This is a genomic window from Epilithonimonas hispanica (assembly GCF_003385395.1).
Taxonomy (GTDB): domain Bacteria; phylum Bacteroidota; class Bacteroidia; order Flavobacteriales; family Weeksellaceae; genus Epilithonimonas; species Epilithonimonas hispanica.
In genome coordinates this window covers 36,291-59,721 of sequence record NZ_QNUG01000007.1, presented here as the reverse complement: position 1 = coordinate 59,721, position 23,431 = coordinate 36,291, and the positions used below count along the sequence as shown (strand labels likewise).

At 34.6% G+C, this 23,431-nt stretch carries 22 protein-coding genes; 17 read left to right on the top strand and 5 right to left on the bottom strand.

Annotated features, from left to right (window positions below):
• Nucleotides 1-217: 217 nt before the first annotated feature.
• The 9 genes from DRF58_RS04450 to pckA all read left to right on the top strand — a co-directional run bounded on the left by DRF58_RS04450 (nucleotide 218) and on the right by pckA (nucleotide 11,588).
• Nucleotides 218-1,183 (top strand): T9SS type A sorting domain-containing protein, encoded by a 966-nt coding sequence (locus tag DRF58_RS04450; protein WP_116033357.1) that lies wholly within the window; start codon nucleotides 218-220, stop codon nucleotides 1,181-1,183.
• Nucleotides 1,184-1,540: 357 nt separating this feature from the next.
• The gene (locus DRF58_RS04445; RefSeq protein WP_116033356.1) at nucleotides 1,541-3,463 is read left to right on the top strand and encodes a putative porin; all 1,923 of its coding nucleotides are present in this window, start codon (nucleotides 1,541-1,543) and stop codon (nucleotides 3,461-3,463) included.
• A gap of 282 nt (nucleotides 3,464-3,745) precedes the next feature.
• Nucleotides 3,746-5,320, top strand: coding sequence for a bacillithiol biosynthesis cysteine-adding enzyme BshC (gene bshC, locus DRF58_RS04440; protein WP_116033454.1), 1,575 nt, complete (start codon nucleotides 3,746-3,748; stop codon nucleotides 5,318-5,320).
• A gap of 67 nt (nucleotides 5,321-5,387) precedes the next feature.
• The gene (locus DRF58_RS04435; protein ID WP_123902358.1) at nucleotides 5,388-5,606 is read left to right on the top strand and encodes a hypothetical protein; all 219 of its coding nucleotides are present in this window, start codon (nucleotides 5,388-5,390) and stop codon (nucleotides 5,604-5,606) included.
• Nucleotides 5,606-5,878 (top strand): type II toxin-antitoxin system RelE/ParE family toxin, encoded by a 273-nt coding sequence (locus DRF58_RS04430; RefSeq protein WP_116033351.1) that lies wholly within the window; start codon nucleotides 5,606-5,608, stop codon nucleotides 5,876-5,878. Before DRF58_RS04435 ends, DRF58_RS04430 begins: the two co-directional genes overlap by 1 nt.
• Before the next feature lie 60 nt (nucleotides 5,879-5,938).
• On the top strand, nucleotides 5,939-7,945 hold the full coding sequence (locus DRF58_RS04425) for a LysM peptidoglycan-binding domain-containing protein (protein WP_116033348.1): 2,007 nt from the start codon (nucleotides 5,939-5,941) through the stop codon (nucleotides 7,943-7,945).
• A gap of 122 nt (nucleotides 7,946-8,067) precedes the next feature.
• Nucleotides 8,068-8,943: an ACP S-malonyltransferase gene (gene fabD / locus DRF58_RS04420; RefSeq protein ID WP_116033345.1), complete on the top strand. Its 876-nt coding sequence runs from the start codon at nucleotides 8,068-8,070 to the stop codon at nucleotides 8,941-8,943.
• 11 nt (nucleotides 8,944-8,954) lie between these two features.
• Nucleotides 8,955-9,857, top strand: a complete 903-nt coding sequence (locus DRF58_RS04415; protein ID WP_116033342.1) for a GYDIA family GHMP kinase — start codon at nucleotides 8,955-8,957, stop codon at nucleotides 9,855-9,857.
• A gap of 117 nt (nucleotides 9,858-9,974) precedes the next feature.
• Complete coding sequence (gene pckA / locus DRF58_RS04410) at nucleotides 9,975-11,588, top strand: phosphoenolpyruvate carboxykinase (ATP) (RefSeq protein ID WP_116033339.1); 1,614 nt, start codon at nucleotides 9,975-9,977, stop codon at nucleotides 11,586-11,588.
• A 41-nt stretch (nucleotides 11,589-11,629) separates the two neighbouring features.
• On the opposite strand, the gene DRF58_RS04405 is transcribed toward pckA, so the two are convergent.
• From DRF58_RS04405 to DRF58_RS04395, 3 genes are read right to left on the bottom strand one after another with little or no spacing between them, the layout of a single operon-like run.
• A complete protein-coding gene (locus DRF58_RS04405) occupies nucleotides 11,630-12,091 on the bottom strand; it encodes a hypothetical protein (protein WP_116033338.1) in 462 nt (153 codons plus the stop codon).
• Nucleotides 12,092-12,128: 37 nt separating this feature from the next.
• The gene (locus DRF58_RS04400; protein ID WP_123902357.1) at nucleotides 12,129-12,677 is read right to left on the bottom strand and encodes a DUF6705 family protein; all 549 of its coding nucleotides are present in this window, start codon (nucleotides 12,675-12,677) and stop codon (nucleotides 12,129-12,131) included.
• An 11-nt stretch (nucleotides 12,678-12,688) separates the two neighbouring features.
• Nucleotides 12,689-14,254 carry a hypothetical protein gene (locus DRF58_RS04395; protein WP_123902356.1) on the bottom strand — a complete coding sequence of 522 codons (1,566 nt, stop codon included), beginning with the start codon at nucleotides 14,252-14,254 and terminating at the stop codon, nucleotides 12,689-12,691.
• A 119-nt stretch (nucleotides 14,255-14,373) separates the two neighbouring features.
• Between DRF58_RS04395 and DRF58_RS04390 the strand changes: the two genes are divergently transcribed.
• A complete protein-coding gene (locus DRF58_RS04390) occupies nucleotides 14,374-14,754 on the top strand; it encodes a helix-turn-helix domain-containing protein (RefSeq protein WP_116033331.1) in 381 nt (126 codons plus the stop codon).
• An 85-nt stretch (nucleotides 14,755-14,839) separates the two neighbouring features.
• Here the strand turns inward: DRF58_RS04390 and DRF58_RS04385 are convergent, their stop codons facing one another.
• Nucleotides 14,840-15,478, bottom strand: a complete 639-nt coding sequence (locus DRF58_RS04385) for an MBL fold metallo-hydrolase (protein WP_116033329.1) — start codon at nucleotides 15,476-15,478, stop codon at nucleotides 14,840-14,842.
• Between the two features lie 45 nt (nucleotides 15,479-15,523).
• Between DRF58_RS04385 and DRF58_RS04380 the strand changes: the two genes are divergently transcribed.
• The 3 genes from DRF58_RS04380 (at nucleotide 15,524) to DRF58_RS04370 (ending at nucleotide 17,619) form a co-directional block, all read left to right on the top strand.
• Nucleotides 15,524-16,735 (top strand): type IX secretion system plug protein, encoded by a 1,212-nt coding sequence (locus DRF58_RS04380; RefSeq protein ID WP_116033326.1) that lies wholly within the window; start codon nucleotides 15,524-15,526, stop codon nucleotides 16,733-16,735.
• Nucleotides 16,736-16,750: 15 nt separating this feature from the next.
• Nucleotides 16,751-17,260 (top strand): hypothetical protein, encoded by a 510-nt coding sequence (locus tag DRF58_RS04375; RefSeq protein ID WP_116033323.1) that lies wholly within the window; start codon nucleotides 16,751-16,753, stop codon nucleotides 17,258-17,260.
• A 65-nt stretch (nucleotides 17,261-17,325) separates the two neighbouring features.
• Nucleotides 17,326-17,619, top strand: a complete 294-nt coding sequence (locus DRF58_RS04370; protein ID WP_116033321.1) for a GNAT family N-acetyltransferase — start codon at nucleotides 17,326-17,328, stop codon at nucleotides 17,617-17,619.
• Nucleotides 17,620-17,696: 77 nt separating this feature from the next.
• Here the strand turns inward: DRF58_RS04370 and rho are convergent, their stop codons facing one another.
• A complete protein-coding gene (gene rho / locus DRF58_RS04365) occupies nucleotides 17,697-19,472 on the bottom strand; it encodes a transcription termination factor Rho (protein WP_116033318.1) in 1,776 nt (591 codons plus the stop codon).
• Between the two features lie 172 nt (nucleotides 19,473-19,644).
• Between rho and DRF58_RS04360 the strand changes: the two genes are divergently transcribed.
• From DRF58_RS04360 to DRF58_RS04345, 4 genes are all read left to right on the top strand, one after another.
• The gene (locus tag DRF58_RS04360) at nucleotides 19,645-20,034 is read left to right on the top strand and encodes a DUF4293 family protein (protein WP_116033316.1); all 390 of its coding nucleotides are present in this window, start codon (nucleotides 19,645-19,647) and stop codon (nucleotides 20,032-20,034) included.
• Between the two features lie 144 nt (nucleotides 20,035-20,178).
• Nucleotides 20,179-21,105 carry a M28 family peptidase gene (locus DRF58_RS04355; protein ID WP_116033313.1) on the top strand — a complete coding sequence of 309 codons (927 nt, stop codon included), beginning with the start codon at nucleotides 20,179-20,181 and terminating at the stop codon, nucleotides 21,103-21,105.
• Between the two features lie 135 nt (nucleotides 21,106-21,240).
• Nucleotides 21,241-23,079, top strand: coding sequence for an ABC transporter ATP-binding protein (locus tag DRF58_RS04350; protein WP_116033311.1), 1,839 nt, complete (start codon nucleotides 21,241-21,243; stop codon nucleotides 23,077-23,079).
• Nucleotides 23,079-23,423, top strand: a complete 345-nt coding sequence (locus DRF58_RS04345) for a DUF1801 domain-containing protein (RefSeq protein ID WP_116033308.1) — start codon at nucleotides 23,079-23,081, stop codon at nucleotides 23,421-23,423. Before DRF58_RS04350 ends, DRF58_RS04345 begins: the two co-directional genes overlap by 1 nt.
• The last annotated feature ends 8 nt before the right edge of the window (nucleotides 23,424-23,431 follow it).

Sequence of the window (23,431 nt, the reverse complement as noted above, 5' to 3'; positions counted from 1 at the left end):
TTATTGAGGCAGCCTTTAATTAATTTGAAAGACAAATATTCAGGAGTGTATTTATTCATCTTAGAAAATTAATATTTTAAGTGAGTATTATAAATGTGAAGAATTTAAGATTATGTCTTAACAAATTGTAATTCATTAGTATTTTGCATTTTATTTTTTGAATATTTAAAAATAAAATGTAAATTAGACAAAATTTAAAAAAAATAAATTTATTAATATGAGAAAAATCTATCTTTTAGCAAGCGTTATGGTAATGGCTGCTACAAATGCGCAAGTTTCTATTAATGACGATTTTGAAAGCTATTCTGCTGGATCTTATTATGGAGGACATTGGTCGAATTGGTCTGGAGCATCAGGTGCTGAAAATTTAGTTGTTTCAACTGCGCAAGCTGCAAGTGGAACAAAATCAGGTACAATTAGTGTGAATGGGCAAGATGTTATCTTGAAAATTCCAACTGTATATACAGGGGTACATACATATCAGTGGAAAATGCTTGTTCCTGCTAACAAATCGGCATGGATGGCATTCATGGAAGATACTTCAAATCCTGCTGCTTATGGTGATGATTCAATGCCTTTTAAATTGAACTTTAACACAAATACTTTTATTGGTGATAGTAATTATGACAATAAAATGTATGTTTCGCTTTACGCTGATGCAGGAACTGTATCGTTATCAAATCCAATTGACTACCCAATCGGGCAGTGGGCAACTTACAAAGTAGTTTTTGATTTGGACAGCGCAATTGTTTCGTTATATATAGACGGGACAAAAATTATAGAAACAGATTATACGGCTCCTGGATTGTCTGTAGGAGGTGCTGATCTTTGGAAATTTGATACGGGAAGTCTATTTATAACTGGATCTACAAGTACAAATGATCCTTGTGAGTGGTATATTGATGACTTCGTGTATGGTGAAGGAGATTTGGCTGTTGTAGATGTTAAAGCAAAGTCTTTCTCTGTTTATCCTACGCTAGTTAGCAATCAAGTATTTAATGTTTCAGGGGAATCAAAAATTTCAAGTGTAGAAGTGTATAATATTGCAGGGCAGCAAGTGTTGAAATTAGCTCCTAATGCAACTTCAGTTGAAGTAAATACTTCTAAGCTTGTGCCAGGAACTTATATTGTAAATGTTACTGGAGAGCAAACTAAACTTAGTAAAAAGATTATTGTTAAATAATATTTGCAATATTTGAATTTTAAGACCGTTTAGAAGACGGTCTTTTTTTTGTTTAGTCAATTTGCGTTTGTTTATATTTACTATTCATAGTGTGCTAAAAATCAAATACTTGATGCTATTGTGTGAATTCTCTAAATTGAAGTTGCTCATAAGGGATAAATGTATAAAGGAGGGCTTTATAATGTGAAAAACAATACCTCGATGTTTCTAATTCTCAAGCGATTTATGCTGACGGAAGTGTTGGAAAATGCAAAGGTTATCAAAAAATAATCAACATTAGTTTATATAATTAAGCCCCGCATCTTGCGGGGTTTTTTATTTCAGTATAATTAGTATTTTTGTAGACAAATTTCCTTGATGAAATATTTATTATTCCTGTCATTCATTTTTAATATTTTTATTAATGGACAACAGATAAACAAAACTGACTTCAATAAAATTTCCTCCGATACAATTAAAGTAGATTCGGGAGAAAAAGATTCATTGGAGATTTATAAGCCTACAATCAATGATTACCAAGTGAAAAAAAGATTTTCTGAAAAGAAAATCTACGATACAACATTTACAATTGAGAGGTCTTATGTGGTAACTCAATATAATAAGCAAGATAATTTTGGAAAAATTCAGTCATCTAACATTGGCTCCGGATTCCAAAATCTGATGTATGAAAAAAATACCGAACAAAATTTAAGTCTTCTTCCTGAAAACAAATCCTTTTACATCATAGGTGAAAATGATATCAATTATTATGATGTAAAAACCCCAACCACGACATTCTTCTATAATAATGCTATGAAAAATGGCGGGCAGCTCCAAACAACTTATACGCAAAATGTTGGGAAGAATTTCAACTTTGCTATAGAGTATATGGGACTTAGATCGCAAGGTCTTTATACTAATAGTTTAGCATCTAGTAATAATACAATTTTCAGCGGTCATTATACTTCTAAAAATGGAAAATATGAGGCTTATGCACATTATATCCATCAGAATGTCAACAATCAAGAAAATGGTGGAGTGGCAGATATCGATGCCTTCCTTAGTGGTGATTCCGACTTAAACAATAGACAAAACGTTGAAACCAACTTGTCCGGAGTAGAATCTAGGTATGGTTATAGGCGGTATTATTTCAGTCAAGAATTTTCTCCTTTTGACCCAGCAAAATATCCTTTTAAGCTAAGGCATACAATTTTTCATCAAGGTAACAAATATTATTTCTCGGAAACATCAACAAATGTAGATTTCTTTGGAGGTGCAGATATCACAGGATTTCCTCTTGGAAGCAAAAAAGTATCCAATAATCTAAGTAACACAATTAGTCTAGTTTGGGATAACGAAAAATTTAAGCTAGATGCAGGATTTCGTCATCAGTCATTGAATTTTGGTAACAAAAATGCTTATCCAATTTTAGGAATTCCTGGTTCGTTCAAAGAGCAGAGAATTGGAGCGGTTGGTAATTTACAAATCAAATTATTAGACAAAATCCAACTGAAATCTTTCTTAGAAATTTCCAAAGGTTCCGAATTTGGAGATTACATCAAAACAACCAATCAGTTAGTTTTTGAACCAATCAAAGATTATTTGCTAGAAGGACGAGTTAATTTTCAGTCAGCTTACCCGAGTTTCAATTATCTAGTGAATTCTTCGCATTATCTCAATTATAACTATTATCTGCAAAATCCAAATAACGAAGCCGTAACCCAAATCGGTGGAACTTTGAAATTGGCAAAATGGTTCAACACACAATTGTTTGTAGATTATTACAGGATCGATAATTACACTTATTTTGATAATTCAGCTAAGCCACGGCAGAGTTCATCTTCGCTCAATATTTCTCAGATTGGTGGTGAAGCAACCGCTAACTATAGTAGATTTCATTTGAACGGAAGAGTATTATTTCAAAAAGCTTTGACGAATGATAATCTTCTACCGATGCCAGATTTCATTGGTCGGGTTAATTTATATTATCAAGCTCCGGCATTCAAAAAAGCAGCAGAAATCCAAGCAGGTGTTAAATTATATTACTTCACCAAGTTTGCTTCAAGGGAATATTCACCAATTCTTAATGAATATATTTTACCTGGAACAAACGCGTATTCAATTGGTGGACAACCGATTGCGGATATTTATATTAATATGAAAGTGAAAAGAATGTTCTTTTATGTAGAAGGTCAGCATATCAATCAGACTTTTATGCAAAACAAGTCGTTCACGGCACCAAATTACCCTATTTATGATTTTCGATTGAATTTGGGCGTAGTTTGGTATCTTTTCCACTAATTTTGTGAGAATAATTATGGCAGCTTTATCCGCCTTCCAGTCAAAATTTGTCACACTGAGCTTGTCGAAATGTCCACGCAAATCTAGGAACGAGATTCATCGATTCAGATAAAAAAATAAATAAATGTGAGATAAGTCGGGCTGTAGTTACAGTATAAAAACAACATTTGTAAATAAATCAAAATTTTGCTGAGTGAAACGCCTTTGCGTATCTTAAAACAGTTAGTTGTTAAAAAAAACTTTGCGAACCTTGCGTTTAAAAATTTAAAAAGAATCAACCAAATGACCATCGGTTTCGAAAATATAGACAGCATTCCAAAATTGGTAAAAGACTTTCTGAAAAAAAATCTGGAAGGATTTCAAGAAAAAATTTTTGACTTGGAGAACTTCAAAAATCAGATTACAGAAAAACAAAATTCTTATTCTGATAACAAAAGAGAAATTCTTTACAACACGATTTTTTCTCAGAATCAGGAAGAGCAGATGTCTCCGAAACAATTGGAATTTCTCCTTTCTTTGAAAGATAAGAATACGTTTACCATTACAACTGGGCATCAGCTAAACTTGTTTACAGGTCCGGTTTTTTTTGTTTATAAAATTTTGCAGACCATCAAAACTGCAGAGTTCTTGAAATCCAATTTCCCAGAACATAATTTTGTTCCCGTTTTTTGGATGGCGACGGAAGACCACGATTTCGATGAAATCAATCATTTCAAAACGCGTGAACATTATTACGAAATCAAAGGGAGTGCTGGCGGCGATGTTGGAAATATCAAAATCGATGATACTTTTTTTATTCAGGAGTTTGAGAAAGAATTCAAAGATCATCTTTACGGAACTGAGTTGATTCTTTGGATTAAAAAAGCTTATCAAAAAGGAAAAACGCATACACAAGCGATTCGATATTTGGTGAATCAATTGTTTTCGGATTACGGATTATTGACAATTGATGGAAATGAAAAAGAACTGAAAAATCAGGTCAAAGATATTTTCAGAAAAGAATTATTATCCAATCAACTTTTCGAAACCACTAAAAAGCAAAGACAATTTCTCGAAGATAATTATGGCAAAGTTCAAGTCAATCCGAGAGAAATTAATCTATTTTATCTAACAGAAACCAGAAATCGAATCGAGAAAATCAACGATGATTACTTCATAATAGACACCGATTTGAAGTTTTCTCAGGAAGAAATTCTAGCAGAGTTGGAAAATAATCCAGAGAAATTCAGTCCTAACGCAGTTCTTCGTCCTGCATACCAGGAAACGATTATGCCGAATCTGGCTTACGTTGGCGGAAACGCAGAAATTATGTACTGGATAGAACTCAAAGATTATTTCGAATCCATTAATCTTCCTTTCCCCCTTTTGATTCCGAGAAACTCGATGTTATTTCTGGAACAAAAAACGATGGGAAAAATAGAGAAAGCAGGATTGAGTATAAAAGATTTCTTCGGAAATTTTGCAGAAGTCATCAATCAAAAAATATTAGACAACAGCGAAATCAAATCTCTTCTTAAACAGAAGGAACAAAACTTGATTGATTCCTTTTCGGAGATAAAAGCTAAAGCTGAACTCACGGACAAATCATTTGTCAATCTTGTAAAAGCAGAAGAAACACGGCAATTGAAATCTTTTAAAAGAATGCAAAAACGCCTTCTGAAAGCGGAGAAAATAAAACAATCGGAGAAGTTTGATCAGATGCAGAATTTATTTTTGAAAGTTCATCCGGGCGGGACTTGGCAGGAAAGAGTATTCAATTTCAGCGTGTTCTACGCAGATTTTGGCAAACAATGGATTGCCGACAGTTATCAACAGATGGATGTTCAAAAATCGGAATTGATAATTTCTTCCATTTAATCTGAAAAATATCATTTAGAAAACGGGTGCTTAAATGTTGTATATTTGTGAAACAAAAGATTTTAATATGACGACTATTACTATTAACAAACGTACAAAAGCCGGAAAATTAATTTTTGAAATGGCAAAGCTTCTGTCCGAAAAAGAAAAAGGCGTTGTAATTTCAGAAGATGAAAAACCACGCTATAATACCGAGACTGAGAAGGTCATAAAGGATGTACGGTTGGGTGTCGGGATTATAAAAGCAGACAGTGTTGATGAGTTATTTGAAAAACTCAAAAGCTGATGTATAAAATTGTAGCATCCAGAAAATTTCAAAAAGATTTCAAAAAAGCTTTAAAAAGAGGCTTGAAAGAAAGTCTTTTAAAGGATGTTGCACTTCTTCTTGAAAAATCTGGAAATCTCCCTCCAAAATTCAAGCCACATAAACTTTCCGGTAAATACAATGGACTTTGGGAATGTCATATACAGCCAGATTGGCTTTTGATATGGGATAAAGATGAAGAAGTTCGTCTCATTACTTTATTGAGGACGGGAACACATTCCGATTTGTTTTGAAACAAAAATGTTCTTCCATTTAATCTGAAAGCATTATTTTTGTAGCAATATAAAAAAAGGATGGTTAAAAAGATTTTCATTTTATCAGGACTTATCGGCTTTTTAGGGCTTTCGGCACAGAAAACCCACACTGTTGCACCAAAGGAAACGCCTTACGGGATTTCTAAACAATATGGTATCACGATTGATGAATTGTATCAATTGAATCCTTCTAAAAAAGAAGGCGGTCTTAAAATTGGTGACGTAATTGTGGTTTCAAAAAGTGGAAGTTCAAAACCTACGGCTTCAGCTTCAACGCCTGTTACTACAACTTCTGTAGCTAAAACAGGTAAAACAGGAACCATTACTTTACAGCCAAAGCAAACCATCTACGGAATTACAAAACAGTATCAAATTTCTGAGGCAGACCTTAGAAAACTGAATCCTGAATTGGATTCTCATATGAAAATCGGTGACAAAATTACTTTGCCATTAGATACTATTCAGAAATTTGGAGGTTCTGCACCTGCAACAGTTGTTCAAACGACAACAACGACTACGACGGAAAAACCTGCGGAAGTAAAAACAGTAACTAAAACTGAAACCACTTCTTCCGACAAAGGTTTATACGTTGTTCAGGCAAAAGATAATTATTATAAAATCTCGAGACAATTCAACCTGACTCAAAAGCAGTTATTCGCTTTGAATCCGGGATTGGAAACCACAGGTTTGAAACCGGGTGAAGCCATCAGAGTTTCGGGATATGATTCTGCAGCAAGTTCTTCTAATTCTATCAAGGTTGAAGATAATTCTCAAAGCAATACAACTTCGGCTCCGGTTACAAAAACGACAACTCAGACAACAGTTTCTGAGCCTGCGAAAACATCTTCAAATGTGAGTTCTTCAGAAGATGATTATGTGACTTATACGGTTCAAAGTGGCGACACAATGTTCAGTATTATGAACAGATTTAATGTTACGCTTGACCAGTTGATTAGCCTTAATCCAAATCTTTCTGATGGTTTGAAAGCCGGGATGACTTTGAAAATCAAGAAGCAAGATCCGACGTATTCTAAGAAAAACGGGGATGTTTTGAGCGTGGTTTTGATGTTGCCTTTCGGATACGATGCCAACGATGCAAAGTACAGAACAATGTCTATTGATTTTTTGACAGGTGCGAAATTAGCTGCTGAAAGGAATGCAACCAACGGACAAAAACTAGACATCAAAGTTGTGGATGCGGGAAACGAAACGACTTTCAAAAACAGCCTTTCTCAAATCAATCCAGATAATACAGATTTGATTGTTGGCCCGTTTTTCAAATCAAATGTTCTTGAAGTTCTTCGATTTGTGAATGACAAAAAGATTCCCGTGGTTGCACCATTTGCTAACTCCGAAGACCTTTTTGATTACAGCAATTTGATTATCATCGAAACAGAGAATTCGGTTTATTCAGACAGAATTGTGAAAGAAGTTGGTCAGGTTTATCAGGATCAAAAAATCTATATCGTTGCAGATAATTCCAAAGCAAACGCCAATGCAATTAAAGCGGGTTTAGAAAAATCATTGTCAAAACCTAATGTTGTTATTGTTAATTCCTCATCAGAAATTCAGCTGGAAAACAATATGATGACGGGACAATCGGTCCCTGTGATTGCGATTTTGGCTGATGATGACGAATCGGCAGGTGCAGCATTTGCATCAAAAGTGATTGCACTTGGAAAACAAACACAGGGCGTAAAAGCGTTCAGTATGTTCTATAGTCCTAGTTTTGAAAAAAATGTAGACGATCTTTCAAAAGCAAGTCTGGTTTATCTAATGGATAGAAAAATCAATTATGACGGCGATTTTGAAAAAGAAATTCTTGCGGCTTACAAAGGCAAATATTGTAAAACGCCTTCAAAATATGCCGTAATCGGTTTTGATGTGATGAATGATATGCTGACGAGAGAAAACAAAAAAGGAGAAATTTTCAAACAAATCGGTAAATCTCAAACACAGTTAGCTACAAAATTCGAGTTTGTAAGGACAAAACCAAATGGTGCTTACATCAATAATGGTTACAGAGTGGTGAGATTGATGCAATAATTATAGTTGATAAGTGATGGATGATAACTGATTCAGGATTCGCTTTGACATTAGAGATAAAATAAAATTTAAAACATTGATGAATCATCATTTATCATTCATCAATTATCATTTATAAATATATGAAAGCACTTGTATTTCCTGGGCAGGGTTCACAGTTTGTCGGGATGGGAAAAGAACTTTACGATTCCCGAAAAGACGTGAAAGACCTGATGGATTCTGCCAATGATATTCTTGGTTTTGATATTGTTTCCGTAATGTTCAACGGAACAGACGAAGACCTTAAAAAAACCAGCGTAACTCAGCCTGCTATTTTCCTACATTCAGTTGCTGCTGTAAAAGTAGCGAACGGTTTGGGCGCAGAAATGGTTGCTGGACATTCTTTAGGAGAATTTTCCGCTTTGGTTGCTAACGGCGTTTTATCTTTCGAAGACGGATTGAAATTGGTTTCCGAAAGAGCACAAGCAATGCAAATGGCTTGCGATATTAATCCAAGTTCTATGGCTGCAATTCTTGGTTTGGAAGATGCAAAAGTTGAAGAAATCTGTGCGGAAATCGAAGGAATCGTTGTTCCTGCGAACTACAACTGTCCAGGACAATTGGTAATCTCTGGAGAAACAGTTGCTGTTGAAAAAGCTTGTGAAGCTTTGAAAGCGGCTGGTGCAAAAAGAGCTTTATTACTACCTGTAAATGGCGCTTTCCATTCACCATTGATGATGCCTGCTCAAGAGAGATTGGCTGCAGCGATAGAGAAAACCAAATTCCGTAAAGCAACAATTCCGGTTTACCAGAACATCACAACTACCGCAGTTTCTGATCCAGAGGAAATCAAGAAAAATTTGATTGCTCAGTTGACTGGTCCTGTAAAATGGACTCAAAGTGTGCAGAATATGATAAAAGACGGAGCAACTAATTTTATAGAAGTTGGACCGGGGAAAACACTTCAAGGTTTGATTAAAAAAATTAATCCTGAAGTAAGTGTTGCGTCTGCAATATAAATAATCAACAAATGAGCAGGATATTTTCACCGGGCAAGTTAATGCTTACCTCAGAATATGTTGCTGTTGATGGCGCTCTTGTTCTAGCTATTCCAACAAAGCTGGGACAAGAGCTTTTTTATACAGAGAATGAAGACCGGAAGTCATTGATTTTTTGGGAAGCATATCATCAAAATCAATTATGGTTAAAGGCTACAATTGATTATAAAAATTGGAAAATCCTTGAAACTAACGATTCCAAAGCTTCAGAATTCATTCTTAAAACGCTCAAAAATGTTCAGAATCTTTCTGAAATCAAACTGAAAAGCGATACTTCTTATCACATCAAAACCAATCTTCAGTTTCCTTCAGACTTTGGATTAGGAAGCAGTTCTACCTTGATGAACAATCTTGCAGAATGGGCAAATATCGATCCTTTTATTCTTAATGAAATCAGTTTAGGAGGAAGTGGTTATGACGTTGCTGTTGCCAAAGAAAAATCTGCAGTTCTTTACAGTCGTTTTCCTGAAAGAATTTATGAAGCAATTGATTTTCAACCGAATTTCAAAGATGAATTAATCTTTATTCATCTCAATCAAAAGCAAGATACAAGAGAAGGAATTTCTCATTACAGATCCAAGCCGACTTCAACGGAATTAATCAATGATTATTCTGCATTAACCAAAAAAATCGTCAATAGTCAGAATTTGGAAGAATTTTCAGAATTAATGACAATTCACGAGCAAAAACTGTCCGATTTTCTCGCAACTCCAACGGTGAAAGAAAAATATTTCCAAGATTGTCCAAGTTTTGTCAAAAGTTTGGGAGCTTGGGGAGGAGATTTCGTTCTTGCATCCAAATTTGGAGATTATCAAGACTATTTCAAACAGCGTGGTTTTTCCAAAATATTTTCCTGGAAAGATTTAATCAGTTGATTATCAATTAATTATAAATTTTATTTAAACTGATGAATGTCAGTTTATAAATGCATTGATAATTCGTTGATATTTTTACATTTGTCACAACACCCTTAATCTTCAAAAAAATTAAAAATGGACAAGCTAAAATCTTATCTTGAACGTCAAGGTATTTTTAATCCAAAAGAGATTATTCATAATCCCACTTACGAAGAAATTTTCCAAGCAGAGATGGATCCAAATAATTCCGGATTTGCTAAAGGCGTTCTGACAAAGTCGGGAGCTGTGGCTGTAAAAACAGGAATTTTTACTGGCAGGTCTCCGAAAGACAGATATATTGTAAAAGACAATATCACTCAGGATACGATTTGGTGGGACGGGAACATCAATCGTCCAACTACAGTCGAAGTTTTTGATGAATTAAAAGACATTGTAACCAAAGACCTTTCCGACGACAGAATCTATGTTATCGATACATTTTGTGGTTCTAACGAGGATACAAGACTAAAAGTAAGATTCGTAACAAAAGTGGCGTGGCAGGCTCATTTTGTGATGAATATGTTCATTCGTCCTTCTCATTATGACCTTCAAAATTATGGAGAACCGGATTTTGTAGTCATCAATTCTTCCGAATCTGTAAACCCCAATTGGGAACAACACGGACTGAATTCTGAAGTGTTTGTAATGTTCGATTTGACCAAGAAAATGCAGATTATCGGTGGAACTTGGTACGGCGGAGAAATGAAGAAAGGGATGTTCTCTATTATGAATTATTATCTTCCGCTGAAAGGAATGGCTTCTATGCATTGTTCTGCAAACGTAGGAGAGGAAGGCGATGTAGCGGTTTTCTTCGGACTTTCCGGAACAGGTAAAACCACGCTTTCTGCTGACCCAAAACGTTTTTTGATTGGTGATGACGAGCACGGTTGGGATAATAATGGCGTTTTCAATTACGAAGGTGGTTGTTATGCAAAAGTGATTGACCTTAGTAAAGAAAAAGAACCGGATATTTACGGCGCAATTAGAAGAGATGCGTTGTTGGAAAATGTAATTACAGACGACGAAGGAAACGTAGATTATGCAGACGGCTCGATTACGGAAAACACAAGGGTTTCCTACCCAATTTATCATATCAGTAAAATTGTTCTGCCTTCCAAAGCTGGTCACGCGAGTAAAATCATTTATTTGTCAGCAGATGCATTTGGGGTTTTACCTCCAGTTTCTATCTTGACAGACCAGCAAGCGCAGTATCATTTCCTTTGCGGATATACATCAAAATTAGCAGGAACAGAATTGGGAATCACAGAACCGACACCTTCTTTTTCACCGGCATTTGGAGAAGCATTTTTGACACTTCATCCAACAATGTATTCCAAAACATTAATAGGGAAAATGAAGGAACACGGGGCAAAAGCCTATTTAGTAAATACTGGCTGGAACGGAACCGGGAAGAGAATTTCTCTGAAAGATACTAGAGCGATTATCGATGCAATCATTGACGGAAGTATTGATAAAGCAGAGACTAATAAAGTTCCGGTAATGAATTTGGAATTCCCGGTTGCATTACCAAATGTTTCAGACAATATCCTTGATCCAAGAAATACTTATGAGAATAATTCTGATTGGGAAGTGAAAGCTAAAGATTTGGCTGCAAGATATATCAAGTATTTTGAACAGTTTACAGATAATGATGAAGCTCTGGAATTGGTTTCTTCTGGACCGGTTTTATCAGAAGTTCATCTGGATTAAAAATAGAAACGCTTCCGGAATTGGAAGCGTTTTTTTATCTATCAATAGCCTATTAAATCTTCCATTCTTAATTTTGCCGCTTCAATTATTAATTTTGCGGCATACCAAAAATCTTTTTGTTTTTCGCAATATTGAGAATTTTTTGTTAAATGAGTTGCATAATAAGATTTCTTATTTTGTTGGTTATCATTGGTTGTTATGCTACTGGATGAAACATCAAAATATGAATCTAAAACAGCAATAGTATCGTTTTTAATTTTTTGTATAGCATTGGATATGTTGACAAATTTTTCTCTAGAGATTCTTAAGGTATATTCTTCGCCATCTTTATTTATAGCGAGCTTTGCTTTACCTTTTGTATTATTTCTGATTGGGGCAATCGTTATCTTTATTCCTTTGCCAGTTATAATGGAGTTAGAGTGTTCAAATTCAATTTTTTCAATATTCTGGGATTGGAATAATTGAATTACAAATACCAATAATATTAAGATTTTTATTTTCATAATTTTGAATAAAGCCTCATTTTCTGAGGCTTTAATTTTATTGTTTTGTTAGAATAATTGATTTTGGCAGAGGCTCTGGCCAAGTCTGTCCGTAATAGAAGCAATCCGTATCTATCATAACTTCTCCTTCAGAAAATTTCCATTCCAGTTTTGTTTTTGTGGTATCTGTAAACTGAATTGTTCCATATCCGTTTCTGGCACATAAATCCATATCTAAATAACTAAACAAATATTTACCATCTGATTTTTTAAAACTCCCTCCTTCTATTTTTGCTTTATCATCAGAAATACTCGTATTGTCAAATAAGACAGCTCCGGTATTATTGATGACTTTAAATTTACCAATTAATAAATCTTCATAATACTTCAATATTGAATTATATTTATTTGTTACTTTTTTTAAAGTAATATAAATAGTTTTATTGTTCCAACTTCCAAACCAAGTCCCTTCATAAGTTGGAAGTTCGTTATTAGTGTCCTTAAGATAAGCATTCTCAGGCATATCTATATAAGTTCTCAGCGGATACGTTTGTGCATTGCAAGACATTGAGATTGCAAACACTAAAAATAAGATTATATTTTTCATAATTGTATTTTTTATGGTGTTATTACTGGGCAAGGAGTTTCTTTAACTGGATTATCTTTTCCATTATATTCCAGTCTTACAGCGGTATTTTTGGTTACTCTATAAACTTCGAGCCCATTAATATTTACTACCTCTTTCAAAAATTGTGTAAATACTTTTTCAACATTTGCCTTAGTTAGATTTTCATTTTTAATTAATTGTTCATATTTTTCTTTATACCAAGTATTCCATTGCTCCCAGGTATTATAATTGATACCACCTGGATGTGTTCCTTCTGTAAATTGCAATGTATAACTTCCAAAGGATGTTACTACTGTGGTATAAGCTTGGCCATAACTACCCAGATAACTGTTAGCTTGAGGCAAAAAATGATTAATAAATGTTCTCACATCTGTTGGTGAAAAGATTTTAATCACTCCATTTTCATCATTATGAGAATGCAAAAGCCCTACAATACCACTAATATTATCCGGAAGACCTAAACCAGAGCTACCTTCAGGCCCATCAAGTTGAATAAAAGTAGAGCCTAAATTATTAGAAGGTGGAGACTGTCTTTCGAAAAAACCTCTTTCCCTGTTCATAGAAAAAATATTGCTTTGGTTTAATGCATTATATTTTTCAGCGTATTTTGTGTCTTTTTGTTTATTATTAATATTTTGACAAGGTGTTTCAACATCGCCACCACCGCCACAGCCGTTCGGAGGTATAATCCTGTACCAGCCGCCTCGGTTGCACTCTCCGCTGCCTGTACCGCCCCCATTGCCCTCGCCGGGATTGCCTGTATCGCCAGGGCCATCTGTTCCGGGGCCTTCATAGCCTCCGCCGCCCGCCGTATAGCAATTAACACTTTCGCATTCTTTGAGACAGTGGTCGCAATTGCTTCCATAATCACATACATAGGTTCTTGTACAGTGATTGTTGACAACACAGATCGTATTATAATGCAATCCCTGCGGATCTGTGCTTTCTGTCGAAGTAATCATGAAGCTTTTTGAGGTTTCTCCTTCCTTCAGCGGCATCTCTGCGTACAGATCTGCCGGCAGATGGGCAAAGTCCTTGTTATCATACACCTCTTTGTCAAAATAAAGGAAGGTCGAAAGGATCTGTTCCCGGATCTCAGCATTGATATTACTGTTATGGACAAAGTCATAAAGCTCAAGATTGGTAACGGTATAGATGATGGGATTATCAGACTCCGGTCTTTCCACGTACAGCAGGGATGAGAGATAGCTGTCATCATCCTCCTGCATTGGGATGATCAGGACATCCGCATCTCCTGTTCTTCCGCTCTTGCCTGGTGTGCCGATGGCTGTGGTCATAGAGAAGCCCCATTTCGGGAGCCCGGCTTTGTCGGATAGTTTTGAAATAAATTCTGTTTTGGAATTGATTTCCCTGAGATTTGTGATATGCCCGGCGATCTGGCCAAAGTTCCTGGAGGCTGGGTTTGCGTTGTTCCGGAAGAACTCCTGTTCCCGCCTGCTGTTGTGGTCATCAATAGTTGTGATCTCCTGCCGGCAGGCAAAGAGCAGCAGAAGCACAGTCATCGCTATGATTCTCAGATGTAGTAGTTTTTTCATCTTGCTTGGTTTTTTGTTTTAAAGTAAAAAAAATATTTTAACTAAAGTATTCCTAAAAAAATTAAATAGTAACAACTTTAGGAATATTTTTTATTACTTTAGTGATTATTTTACACATTATGGCAACACTAGGTACAAAACTTAGAAAATTAAGAGATGATAAGAAGATGTCCCAATCCCAGATTGCAGATATGCTGGGCATATCCCAATCCGCTTATAACAAATGGGAAGCAGACCAAGCTAAACCAAGTTCTGATAATTTGTTAAAGCTTAGTGAGTTTCATAATGTAGATATGAAAGAACTGTTAGAGGAAACTACGGGAATAGTGTCAAATAATATTTTTAAGGATTCAAGTGTATCACATCATATCTTTAATTATGCTCAAACAGTGAATATGCAATCGCCTGAACTTGTCGATAATATTCTTAAAAACCAAGAACAAATTACAAAACTCATCGAATCTCAAAACAAACTCATAGAAAATCTCCTGAAAAAATAAAACAAGGCATAGTCTCAACCCGAAAAGACAAGGTTACAAACCATCAAGGCTATGCAATTTGCATAAGCCTTGTTTTTAGAATAATTTATTTCAAAAAAGGATTGTATTCTTTTTCAAAACCAATCGATGTTGGTTCTCCGTGTCCGCTGTAAACTTTGGTGTTTTCTGGCAAAACCAATAATTTATTTTTAATGCTTGAAATCAATTGATTAGAATCGCCTTTGTGAAGATCGGTTCTACCAATGCTCATCATAAAAAGTGCATCACCGGAAATTACAAATCCGTTATTTTGATTATAAAAAGCAATACTTCCCGGCGAATGTCCTGGAACATCATAGATTTCAAAAACGTCTGAACCTAATTTCAATTGTTCTCCTTCTTTTATATATTCAGTTTTTCCGTTGAAAGCGGGGAAGAAGAAACCGTAATTCTTAGCTGTGAAAGTTGCTCTTTCCAATATCTCCACTTCATCTAGATGAATTAAAACCGGAACATCAAATGTATCATAAGCCCATTGCAAGCCAATAATATGATCGATATGAGCGTGCGTCAAAAGAATATTTTTGATTTTAAGTTCGTTCGTTTTGATGAAATTATGTAAAGTTTCCGTTTCAGCTTCGGGCATATTTCCCGGATCAATAAGAAAAGCTTCCTTTTCATCGTTATAAATGATGTATGTATTCTCAGAAAATGGATTAAATGCAAAGGATTTTACGTGCAACATTCTTTTTAATTTAGATGTAAAAATATAAAACATTAACTTAGCGATATGAAGTTATTTAGACTATTTTTTATTTTTTTAAGTTCATTTACTTTGGCTCAAGAAATCAGTGGTATACAAGTTTTTAATCCAAAAACTAATGATGAGACAGCTGTTATTGCACAAGGCGAGCAACTTATTTTAAGATTTGATGATTTGTCAAACTCTAGCCAGCTCTATCGTTACACTTACAAACACTATAATAGAAATTGGGAAGAAGATGGACTTTTCTTTACAGAATATGCCAATGGAAGTATGAATGCTTTGATTGACCAGTTTCAGTATTCTTTCAATACTTATCAAAAATATACGCACTACGAATTGACTTTTCCGAATGAGAAAATTCAGCCAAAAATCTCTGGAAATTATGAGATTATCGTTTACAAAGATTCTCAGGACAAACCGTTATTTAAGAAAAGATTTTCTATTTACGAAGACGGAGCCAATCTTGGGATTAATGTTACCAGATTCATTGATGCAAAAAATCCCAATCTGAAACAACGGTTAGAAATACAAGCTATCGGAAATGGTGCAGGAATTACTAATAATCTTTCGTCATTATCGTTAAGTGTGATTCAGAATAATAATTGGGGAATTGCGCTTAAAAATCTGCGTCCTAGTTCTACTTTAGGCAATCAACTGCTTTTTCAACAGTTAGGATTGGCTTTTCCAGGTAATAATGAGTTTTATTATTTCGATAACAAGATTATGAATCAGGCGATGGATATGGTTGCCAATACGGAAAATATTGATGGTAGAAATTACACTTATCTTCATCCCGTTTGGGCTTATCCAGGAGATTATCAATATCAACCTGATGTAAATGGCGCTTATTATTTCCGAAGAAATGATTTGGGAATCGAAAGAAATGCAGATAGAGAAGCCGATTATTCTTGGGTTTATTTTGCTCTAGACAGTCAAAAATCGGACAAGGAATTATATGTCTTGGGAATGTTTAATGATTATAAAGCTGATGCTAAAAGCCAAATGCAATATGATGAGAAAGCGCAAAAGTATATCGCAAAAATCTATTTGAAACAAGGTTTTTACAGTTACATAATTGCGACAAAAGGTTCTGATGGAAAACTGAATTACGGCGAAGTCAATGGGAATTTTTGGCAGACAGAGAATCTCTATCAAGCCTTTTTATATTATACACCATTTGGTAGAAACTTTGATTGTTTGATTGGTTATGGAGAATTCCGAACGCCTGTAAGATAATTTTTTTCTGAATTAATGAAAATCTCAAGAGAAAATCTTAGCTATCTCTTTTATTGGGTAATTATCTTTATCGTTGCTGGTTCAATGATTGTTTATGGACTAGCTAAACCACTTCAATTTCAACGTTTTGACGGCGCTGATAATCCTAATTTATCAGAAGGTCACAAATTAATGTGGACGTTTTATTCTTATTCGTTGGCTTATCCAATTATTATTGGTGTGTTTGAAGTTTTAGGCGGCATTTGTTTATTGATGAATCGGACAAGGATTTTCGGATGTATTTTGTTAACAATAATTCTTTCAAATATCATTATTCAGAATTATGTTTATGATATAATAGCTTTGAATTCGGCTATTTATTATCAGGTTTTAATTCTAATCATCATGGTGTTTGATTACAAAAAAGTGAAAGTAATAATTTCGAATCTTTTTAAATCAGAAAAAAACAATCGAAATATAGTTCTAATAATCCTAGCATTTCTTATCGCAATTTTGTTTAAATTTTTTGAAACCAAAATATTATAGATTCAGTTTTTGGATTTGATAATTTTTGGAATATTTTTCGCTATCTTTCTGGAAACAAAAATCTTATGGAGTTAGTCTTCGAAAACAGAAAATCAGGAAACGGCGGATTTATAACAATGAAAAACCAAGAGGAAGAAGTTGGTAGATTAACTTATACTATTGTTCCTGAGAACAAAAAGTTAATTGTAAGTTATGTGATGGTTTTTCCAAAATTTGAAGGTCAAGGATTAGCGAAAAAATTAGTCGATAAATCTGTAGAATTTGCAAGGAAAAATCGTTGGACTATCAAAGCTCATTGCTCTTATGCTCATTCTGTTCTTAGTCGAAAGCAAGATATTGAAGATGTTTTTGTAGCTTAATGAATTTTATATTAAAAATAAAAAAAAACCGAATCATTTCTGACTCGGTTTTATGTTATATAATATTGGGGAAATAATTATCTATTCATAGACATCAAAAATTCTTCATTATTTCTTGTCCCTTTAATCTGTTTCTGTACAAACTCCATCGCTTCAAGAGGATTCATATCTGCTAGATATTTTCTCATAATCCACATACGCTGCTGCGTTGCCTCATCTAGAAGAAGGTCATCTCTTCTTGTACTGGATGATACCAAATCTACAGCTGGATAAATACGCTTATTGGCAATTTTTCTGTCTAATTGTAATTCCATATTTCCAGTTCCTTTGAACTCTTCGAAGATCACTTCGTCCATTTTAGAACCTGTATCAATCAAAGCTGTTGCGATAATTGTCAAAGAACCTCCATTTTCGATTTTTCTCGCTGCTCCGAAGAAACGTTTTGGTCTGTGAAGTGCATTAGCATCAACACCACCAGAAAGGATTTTACCCGAGGCTGGAGTTACAGTATTATAGGCTCTCGCCAATCTCGTAATTGAGTCCAATAGAATCACAACATCGTGTCCACATTCTACCATTCTCTGAGCTTTTGATAATACTAAGTTCGCTACTTTGACGTGTTTATCCGCAGCTTCGTCAAAAGTAGAAGCGATAACTTCTGCATTTACACTTCTCTGCATATCGGTTACTTCTTCAGGTCTTTCATCGATTAAAAGAACCATCATATAAGCTTCCGGGTGATTGGCAGAAATTGCGTTGGCAATATCTTTAAGCAAAATTGTTTTACCGGTTTTCGGCTGTGCGACAATCATTGCTCTTTGTCCTTTTCCTATTGGTGCAAAAAGATCTACGATTCTTGTAGAAAGTGTTGATCCTTTTCCTGCTAGATTAAATTTTTCCTGAGGAAAAAGTGGGGTAAGATATTCGAAAGCAACTCTGTCTTTGATGAATGCTAAATCTCTTCCGTTAACTTCTGTTGGTTTAAGAAGTGAAAAATATTTTTCGCCTTCTTTTGGTAATCTCACGAATCCTTTTACGGTATCTCCCGTTTTCAAACCATAATTTCTGATTTGATTCGTAGAAACATAAACATCATCTGGAGAAGAAATATAACTGAAATCCGAAGATCGTAGGAATCCGTAATTGTCCGGAAGAATTTCCAAAACACCTTCTATTGTAATCAATCCATCAAAGGTGAAATCTTTTTTCGGAGCCTGCTCAGGCTGATTTTCAGATTGTTCTTTTTGATTGTTGTTCTGAGGAGTGTTAGGATTTTGTGTTTTTTGTTGACCTCTATTATTATTGGCCTTTTGTTGCTGTTGACGATTGTTTTGCTGTTGAGGCTGTCTTTGTTGAGGTTTGGTGTCCTCAGGTTTTTCGTCAATCTTAGGAGTTGTTTCAGAAACTGGAACTGTTTCAAGAGGTACCTCAATAGGACTTTGCTCTTTATTTTCAGTTGGTGTAACTCTAGTTCTTGGTTGTTTTTTCTTGGGAGGATTTGGTTTCTTAATCTCTTCTGCTACCACTGGAGTTTCAACAGTTGTAGGAGCTTCTGATACAACAGTCTCTATGGTAGGAACTTCTGCCTCTTGTTTTGGTTTTTCAGCAGGTTTTCTTCCTCTTTTTTTAATAGGAGCTTTTTCTCCAGAGTTTTCTTCTGTGTTTTTCGTCATATTCTCTTGATTAGCGTTTAGATAATCCTTGATTACTTTGGGGTTTGAAGCCTGATAATCTAGAATTGCAAAGACAGTATCTTCTGGAGAGCTTTTCTTAGCCAAATTAACGCCTAAATCTTTAGAAAGTTTGATCAATTCCTCATCGGATTTTGACCTTAGCGTTTCAATATTAAACATATTATACGTAAAAAAGTAAATTTATTTTTGTAAAGTAAGAATGAAAACCAGGCGGTTATCATTTTTAAATGAGTGATTACAATGCAAATCTACATTAATTTTTGAATTAAGCAAAAATTATTTTATTTTTGTAATCGATTTTAACCTTTTTTATAAAGGATTTATAATAAGAATGTTACAAAGAATACAAACAGTCTGGATATTTTTAGCAGTTTTAGGAGCCGTTTTCCTGAATCTAACAGCTCAGGATTTTGATATTTTTGGTGGAAATCTTACCATTAATATTTCAACAGTTTTGTTAATTGTAATTGGACTTTTGAGCTTATTCAGTTTCAAAAACCGTAAGAGACAAATTTTGCTGAATAACATCAGCATCATTATAAACGCTTTGTTGGTTGGTCTTTTGACTTACTGGCTACTCAATTTATCCGGAGGAATTCAGTTTCCTGAGAAGGGTATTGAGCCAATTTTTTCATTGATTTCTATTATTTGTCTGCTTTTGGCAAACATCTACATCAGAAAAGATGAAAGGCTCGTAAAATCTGTAGACAGACTTCGATAGGCTTACGACGATTTTTTTGAGTGAGAACAGCTTCCATTTTGGAGGCTGTTTTTTATTTATAACAATATTATCTTTATATTTAGAAGATTAGTAACAAAATGCTAGCTTGTCGTACTTATTATTTTATAATAAATCAATCTAACTATGAAAAAAGTTATCTCCATTGTTTTAATTGCTCAATCGTTTCTGTCTTTTGCGCAGAATATTTCCAAAGAAAGAGTTGTCGGTATCGTTTCAGCATTAGCTTCTGATGAGATGAAAGGCAGAAAATTCGGAACGCCAGAAAATGATAAATCCGCAGAATATATCGCTCAGGAATTCAAAAAAAATAATCTGGATTACTGCTTCGGAGATTCTTATCTCGTTCCTTTCGAGTACAAAGGACAAAAAGGTTACAACGTTTGCGGAATCAAAAAAGGAAAATCTGAACAGAGTTTGGCTTTTTCAGCACATTTTGACCATATTGGAACGAATAACAAAGAAGGTGATAATATCTACAACGGAGCAGATGACGATGCGAGTGGAGTTTCCACAGTGATTGGTTTGGCTGATTATTTTAAAGATAAAAAAACAGATTTTTCAATGGTTTTTATGGCCTTCAATGCAGAAGAAATTGGATTGATTGGTTCAAAAGCTTTGTCTGAAAATCAAAATTTAACGCCTGTTTTCAATAATATCAAAGCGCTTTTTAATTTCGAAATGTTGGCGACAGAATCTCAGTTCGGGAAGAATGCAGTTTTTATGACTGGTGATGAATTTTCTGATTTTGATGAATTAATTAATGCTAATGCAGTTAACGGTTTGAAAGTTTATCCAGACCCATATCAAGGTCAGCAATTATTCTACAGGTCTGACAATGTGAATTTTGTTAAAAGAAAAATCATAGCACATTCGATTTCAACCGTTGATATGAACAAGGCTTTTCATTATCACGCTGTGAATGACGATATTAATATTGTAGATGCTGATAATTTGACAAACATCATCAATAATTTTGCTAAGACGATTGAAAAATTCAATACCAAAAACTTCCAGCCGAAGTATAACGATAAGATAAAATACGATTTCTAACGTCTTAATAAGTAGTAGGAAAAAAAGTATTTATAGATAAAATATAATGATTGTTAGTCTTTTATCTTTCATCTATTTTCTTTCATCTATTGCAAGCTATTTATTTTCCGTATTTTTGCCTTTCAATTTTTCTTAATGAAACCATACCAACGAATTTTAGGTTTTGCAAAACCACATCAAAAATACCTTTGGGGAAGTATGTTTTTTAACATTCTTTACTCGCTTTTGCAAATCTTTTCCATAGGAACTTTGCTTCCAATTTTGAGCATAATGTTCGGAACTTCTGATGAAATCGACACTACAAGAGCACCGATTTGGAATGGTAGATTGGCAGATTATTTCGCTTATGTGAAAGATTGGGCTTATTATACAATTCAGATAAATATCGATGAACACGGCGGAATCAAAGTTTTGGCGATTCTTTGCTGTATGACGGCTTTTGCTTTTTTATTGAGGAATATTTTCCGTTACATTGGTTCTTACTTGTTGGTGAATTACCGAGTTGGAATTACAAGAGACTTGAGAACTGCGATGTACGACAAGTTTCTGAAATTACCTGTTTCTTTCTTCACAGAACAGAGAAAAGGCGATATGATGTCCAGAATCTCCAATGATATCGGTGGTGTAGAAAGTGGAATTATGGGTTCTTTGGTGGACATTGTGAACTCGCCTTTTATGATTCTTTCGTCATTGACAGCGTTGTTTCTTCTTTCTCCAAAATTGACTTTATTTTCATTAATCGTTTTCCCAATTATGGGTTGGATTATCTCTTGGGTTGGGAAAAGTTTGAAAAAGCAGGCTAAAAATGCTCAGGAAGAATTAGGTAATCTCTTCTCTTTGGTTGATGAAACTTTAAAATCTTCAAAAGTAATCAAGATTTTCAATGCGGATAAAATTCTGAAAAATCGTTTTAATAAAACCACAAATCAATGGCAACATCACGCCATTTCAATGAGTAGAAGGCGAGAATTGGCTTCTCCAATGAGTGAGTTTCTTGGTTCCGTGACGATGTTGCTGATTACTTGGTATGCTGGAACAGAAATCATTAATGGAACCAATCGTGACCCTGCAACTTTCCTTGCTTTTATTGCGGTTTTCTTTCAAATTTTGGACCCAGCAAAACGTTTGTCGAATGCCGTTTCCAATATCCAAGGAGGAATGGCGAGTTTGGAAAGAGTTTCAGAAGTTTTGGATTACGATTTAAAAGTTGACGAAGTTCCAAATCCAACACCAATTTCTGAATTAAAAGATAAAATTGAATTCAAAAATATTGGATTCTATTATGAAAAATCTAATTTGATTCTTAAGAATTTCTCCATCGATTTACATAAAGGCAAAACGGTTGCTTTGGTTGGACAATCCGGAAGTGGAAAAACAACGATTGCCAATCTATTAGCAAGATTCTATGACGTTTCCGAAGGCGAAATCCTGATTGACGGACATAACATAAAAAACCTAAAGCTGACGGATTATCGTAAACTTCTGGGAATGGTAACTCAGGAATCTGTTTTGTTCAACGATTCGGTTTATAACAATATCTTGATGGGGAATCCTGATGCAACGGAAGAACAAGTCATAGAAGCAGCAAAAATTGCTAATGCTCACGATTTTATTTCACAACTTCCTGAAGGCTATCATACCAATATCGGAGATGATGGAAACAAACTTTCAGGCGGACAAAAACAACGTGTTTCCATCGCAAGAGCAGTTCTGAAAAATCCACCAATTATGATTCTCGACGAAGCAACTTCTGCTTTGGATACAGAGTCCGAAAGATATGTTCAAGATGCGTTGGAAAAGATGATGCAAAACAGAACTTCTCTGGTTATTGCGCATAGATTATCCACGATTCAGAAAGCTGACCATATTGTTGTGATGGAAAAAGGTGATATTGTAGAACAAGGTTCTCATCAGGAATTGATGGACAAAGACGGAACTTATAGAAAGTTGGTTGAGCTTCAGAATTTTGATTGATGAATCCCATTCAGGAATATTTTTATCGAATTGACGAACCTGCGAGAAGTGCACTTCTATTTATCCGAGAAAAGATTCTGAACTCTGATGAACTGATTACCGAGACTTTCAGCTTTGGACTTCCTTTTTTGAAATACAAAAAGAAAATGCTCTGCTATTTCTATTATAGCAAACAACATCAAAAACATTATCTCAGCTTTTATCACGGCGATAGGTTGGATTACCCCGAACTATTATCTGAAGGTAGGAAGAAGTTCAAAATCTTGCTTTTGAATATGGAAGAAGATTTACCAATGGAATTGATTTTCAATATTCTTGATGAAGTGAAAACTTATATCAAATAAATTTTTGA

Excerpts from the sequence above, each read along its gene's own strand:
- DRF58_RS04450 (WP_116033357.1), top strand. The coding sequence starts at position 218 with ATGAGAAAAATCTATCTTTTAGCAAGCGTTATGGTAATGGCTGCTACA.
- DRF58_RS04445 (WP_116033356.1), top strand. The coding sequence starts at position 1,541 with ATGAAATATTTATTATTCCTGTCATTCATTTTTAATATTTTTATTAAT.
- bshC (WP_116033454.1), top strand. The coding sequence starts at position 3,746 with ATGACCATCGGTTTCGAAAATATAGACAGCATTCCAAAATTGGTAAAA.
- DRF58_RS04435 (WP_123902358.1), top strand. The coding sequence starts at position 5,388 with ATGACGACTATTACTATTAACAAACGTACAAAAGCCGGAAAATTAATT.
- DRF58_RS04430 (WP_116033351.1), top strand. The coding sequence starts at position 5,606 with ATGTATAAAATTGTAGCATCCAGAAAATTTCAAAAAGATTTCAAAAAA.
- DRF58_RS04425 (WP_116033348.1), top strand. The coding sequence starts at position 5,939 with ATGGTTAAAAAGATTTTCATTTTATCAGGACTTATCGGCTTTTTAGGG.
- fabD (WP_116033345.1), top strand. The coding sequence starts at position 8,068 with ATGAAAGCACTTGTATTTCCTGGGCAGGGTTCACAGTTTGTCGGGATG.
- DRF58_RS04415 (WP_116033342.1), top strand. The coding sequence starts at position 8,955 with ATGAGCAGGATATTTTCACCGGGCAAGTTAATGCTTACCTCAGAATAT.
- pckA (WP_116033339.1), top strand. The coding sequence starts at position 9,975 with ATGGACAAGCTAAAATCTTATCTTGAACGTCAAGGTATTTTTAATCCA.
- DRF58_RS04405 (WP_116033338.1), bottom strand. The coding sequence starts at position 12,091 with ATGAAAATAAAAATCTTAATATTATTGGTATTTGTAATTCAATTATTC.
- DRF58_RS04400 (WP_123902357.1), bottom strand. The coding sequence starts at position 12,677 with ATGAAAAATATAATCTTATTTTTAGTGTTTGCAATCTCAATGTCTTGC.
- DRF58_RS04395 (WP_123902356.1), bottom strand. The coding sequence starts at position 14,254 with ATGAAAAAACTACTACATCTGAGAATCATAGCGATGACTGTGCTTCTG.
- DRF58_RS04390 (WP_116033331.1), top strand. The coding sequence starts at position 14,374 with ATGGCAACACTAGGTACAAAACTTAGAAAATTAAGAGATGATAAGAAG.
- DRF58_RS04385 (WP_116033329.1), bottom strand. The coding sequence starts at position 15,478 with ATGTTGCACGTAAAATCCTTTGCATTTAATCCATTTTCTGAGAATACA.
- DRF58_RS04380 (WP_116033326.1), top strand. The coding sequence starts at position 15,524 with ATGAAGTTATTTAGACTATTTTTTATTTTTTTAAGTTCATTTACTTTG.
- DRF58_RS04375 (WP_116033323.1), top strand. The coding sequence starts at position 16,751 with ATGAAAATCTCAAGAGAAAATCTTAGCTATCTCTTTTATTGGGTAATT.
- DRF58_RS04370 (WP_116033321.1), top strand. The coding sequence starts at position 17,326 with ATGGAGTTAGTCTTCGAAAACAGAAAATCAGGAAACGGCGGATTTATA.
- rho (WP_116033318.1), bottom strand. The coding sequence starts at position 19,472 with ATGTTTAATATTGAAACGCTAAGGTCAAAATCCGATGAGGAATTGATC.
- DRF58_RS04360 (WP_116033316.1), top strand. The coding sequence starts at position 19,645 with ATGTTACAAAGAATACAAACAGTCTGGATATTTTTAGCAGTTTTAGGA.
- DRF58_RS04355 (WP_116033313.1), top strand. The coding sequence starts at position 20,179 with ATGAAAAAAGTTATCTCCATTGTTTTAATTGCTCAATCGTTTCTGTCT.
- DRF58_RS04350 (WP_116033311.1), top strand. The coding sequence starts at position 21,241 with ATGAAACCATACCAACGAATTTTAGGTTTTGCAAAACCACATCAAAAA.
- DRF58_RS04345 (WP_116033308.1), top strand. The coding sequence starts at position 23,079 with ATGAATCCCATTCAGGAATATTTTTATCGAATTGACGAACCTGCGAGA.